2 protein-coding genes are annotated in these 2,074 nt (G+C 70.7%); one reads left to right on the top strand and one right to left on the bottom strand.

Annotated elements, in window-relative coordinates; translation table 11 throughout:
* The first annotated feature begins 260 nt into the window (after positions 1–260).
* Positions 261–1,289 (top strand): hypothetical protein, encoded by a 1,029-nt coding sequence (locus ABZ641_RS34555; RefSeq protein WP_359988301.1) that lies wholly within the window; start codon positions 261–263, stop codon positions 1,287–1,289.
* Positions 1,290–1,533: 244 nt separating this feature from the next.
* Here the strand turns inward: ABZ641_RS34555 and ABZ641_RS34550 are convergent, their stop codons facing one another.
* Positions 1,534–1,893: an NUDIX domain-containing protein gene (locus ABZ641_RS34550; protein ID WP_359988303.1), complete on the bottom strand. Its 360-nt coding sequence runs from the start codon at positions 1,891–1,893 to the stop codon at positions 1,534–1,536.
* Between the last annotated feature and the right edge of the window lie 181 nt (positions 1,894–2,074).

The following is a 2,074-nucleotide window of genomic DNA, read 5'->3' as shown; positions in this document are numbered from 1 at the left end:
CTGACACACCGACCGAGTCGCGCGGTCAGTCCACCAGGTCGCCGGACGGGTACAGGCCGTCCCCGAGCTCGTGGACGCCGAACGGCGGAGCGGACGCCGCGGACCCGACCGGCTCCGCCCATTGGCGTGGCGGACCCGGCGCCGCCTGTGCCTACCTCTGCCAGGAATACGCTCACTTCTCCGGGCAGGACGCGTCCACCGGTGAGGCCCTGACCCGGGCCGCGGGAACCGGCCGGCCCACTGCGTCGTCGACTACCGACGTGACTGAAGTGCCCCCCACCCTGCCCGACGACCACAAAGAACTGATCTCCGACCTCTGCGGGATCGTCAGCGACTACCCCTACGGAAGCCCGTCGGCGACCCTCGGACTGCTCGCCGACGACGCGGCGGACGCGCTTGACCGCATCGGCACCCCACAGGGGCGCCGGGAGCGGACCGGGTACACGATCCTGCTCCACACCACGTGCTGGTACCTCGCCGCACGCGTCTTCAGCCAGTCCCTCCTCGCGTCGTACACGCGAGCCCTGGAAGGATTGCGGGCCACGCTCGACCCGGCGTCCTGCACCTGCCCGGCCGGAGCCCACCCCACGGACGTGGACGACGAGTACGGCGTCGAGGCCGGAGTGAGCATGCTGTCCGAGGCCGGCCGTGCCGTGTTCGCCGAGGAGTACGGGCTGGAGGGCGAGGAGTTGGCGGCGTTCGACTGCGAGGCGTTCCTCGCCGGCCTCGCCGACGGGGCCGCCGCCCGCATGCGCGAGGCCCACGAGGAGCTCTTCGGCAACGTGGGCGTCTCCCACCTCGACGCGCGGTTCCTCCGGGGCGACGGCGGGATCGACATCGTCGCCCTGCAGGAGGCGATCCGGCGTTCCTGGGAGGACAACACCGGCCCCGTCGCGCTGTGGTCCTCCCGCCGCTGGCTGGCTGGGCAGGTGCGTGACGAGGAACGGATCGGCCTGTTCCTGTCCCTGTGGATGGGCATCGCCCAGACCTACGACGGCCTGCCCCCCTCCTACGTCCGCGACCTGGTCGCGGCCCTGGACACCATCGACCCGGACGCCTCGTGCGAGCACCCCCAGCACCCCTGGTCCGCGACCACGCACACGGCCTCCCGCTACGAGGCGGTAGTACATCTGTACGCGCCCGAGGACCACCCGGACACCCCGGTGCCCGTCGAGCTCTCGGCCCGCGAACTGTGGGAATGCCCGGCGCACTACGCAGAGCTGGCACGCGGTGCGCGGGAGATCGTCCAGCAGTGGCGTCACATGCGCGGCGAGGATGAGGACTGGTAGGTCCTGGTGCGGGCCGCCCTGCAGTAGCGGCACGGGGTCGGACGCAGTTCCCCGTATTTCGCTGTCCCGCGAGCAGGCGCCAGCCGCAGCGGGGGACGCGCCGCTACCGGGCGCGCTGGCGAGGTGGCGGCTCGCCGGGGCCGGGCGGTCCCGGCCGGCCGTCCTCGAAGAGGTCTTCGCCTGTCCTGCTCCAGCTGCTCGGTCTGCGGGAGCACGATGGGGCGTGTCTGCGCAGCGCTGCACGCTATGGCGCGGGAGTCAGTTCACCGCGTGCAATTGCCTTGCACAGGACGTCCTTGAACTGCGGGGCATCAGGTTCAGCGCTTCGACAGCGTTCCTGGTGAGCGGGATCTCCTCGAGGATGTACTCGCCGCGGTCGGTGCGGGCTAACTCCGGGCCGGTGCGGTTGTCGAAGTCCCACGTCTCGATGCGGGCCAGGTAGAAGTACTCCGTCTCCCCCCTTGGGGTTGTCCAGCTGGTGGAGCAGGCGCAGGATCTCGGCGTCGCCGGCGATCTCCTCGCTGATCTCGCGCAGGAGTGCGGCCTCGCGGTCGGTGTCGGTGTTCTCGACGCCGCCGCCGACGATCACCCAGTACGGGTCGATGGCGGCGCGAATGCGCTTGATCGGGAGCGCGGTGTTGTTCGGGGTGATCAGGACGGCTCAGACGCGTTCGGGGGCGGCATCGCTGCACTTGCCTTCACCCTCCTTCGGTGAGTGCTGTGCCTGGCCGCGGTCGGTGTGGCGTTACTACTGGGTGATGAGCGGCGCGTCTGGTTCATGCTGA

Origin of the sequence: Kitasatospora sp. NPDC007106, assembly GCF_040634455.1 — a bacterium.
Taxonomy (GTDB): Bacteria; Actinomycetota; Actinomycetes; order Streptomycetales; family Streptomycetaceae; genus Kitasatospora; species Kitasatospora arboriphila.
The sequence above is the reverse complement of the archived record's forward strand: the minus strand, read 5'-3'. Positions and strand labels throughout refer to the sequence as shown.